This window comes from Burkholderia sp. Bp9016 (assembly GCF_003857765.1).
In the GTDB taxonomy this organism is placed as follows: Bacteria; Pseudomonadota; Gammaproteobacteria; order Burkholderiales; family Burkholderiaceae; genus Burkholderia.
Genome location: NZ_QTPY01000086.1, coordinates 1 through 958, shown reverse-complemented (window position 1 = coordinate 958; position 958 = coordinate 1). Strand labels below are relative to the sequence as shown.

Genomic DNA, 958 nt, shown 5'->3' with positions numbered 1-958 from the left:
GCTTCACTCGCTCGACGATGCCTTCATCGCGCAAAAGCTTCAGGTTCGCGACGGCAACGGCCGCCGCGACCGGGTGGCCCGAATACGTGAGGCCGTGATTGAATTCGCCGTTGTCGATGATCGGGCGCGCGATGCGCTCGTGAATGCCGACCGCGCCCATCGGCACGTAGCCCGACGTCAGGCCCTTGGCCATCGTGATCAGGTCCGGCTCGAAACCGAAATGCTGATGCGCGAACCATTCGCCGGTGCGCCCGAACCCGCCGATCACTTCGTCCGCGACGAGCAGGATGTCGTACTTGCGGCAGATCCGCTGGATTTCCGGCCAGTACGTCGACGGCGGGAAGATCACGCCGCCCGCGCCCTGGAACGGCTCGCCTATGAACGCGGCGACGTTCTCCGCGCCCAGTTCGAGGATCTTCGCTTCGAGTTGCTGCGCACGTGCGAGGCCGAACGCTTCGGGCGTCTCGCCGGCCTGCGCTTCGCCGAAGAAGTACGGCTGGTCGATGTGCACGATGTGCTCGACCTTCGACGGCATCTGCTCGTGCATGTAGCCCATCCCGCCGAGCGTGCCGCCGGCGATCGTCGAGCCGTGATAACCGTTCCTGCGCGAAATCACGTATTTCTTCTGCGGCTTGCCCTGTACGCGCCAGTACTGGTGCACGAGGCGCAGCACGGTGTCGTTGCCTTCCGAGCCGCTATTGCAATAGAAGAAGTGGTTGAAGCCTGCGGGCGTCACTTCGGCGAGCATTGCCGACAGCTCGATCACCGGCGGGTGCGTGGTCTTGAAGAACGTGTTGTAGAACGGCAGTTCCTGGAGCTGGCGATACGCGGCGTCGGCCAGTTCCTTGCGGCCGTAGCCGACGTTCACGCACCAGAGGCCGGCCATCCCGTCGATCACCTTGTTGCCGTCCGAGTCCCACAGGTAGACGCCGTCGGCCTTCACGATCACGCGGCTGCC

At 64.4% G+C, this 958-nt stretch carries 1 protein-coding gene; it reads right to left on the bottom strand.

Going from position 1 to position 958, the window contains the following annotated elements:
- The coding region (locus tag DIE13_RS32540) for an aminotransferase (protein WP_124831045.1) at window positions 1-958 on the bottom strand (958 nt) is incomplete at both ends.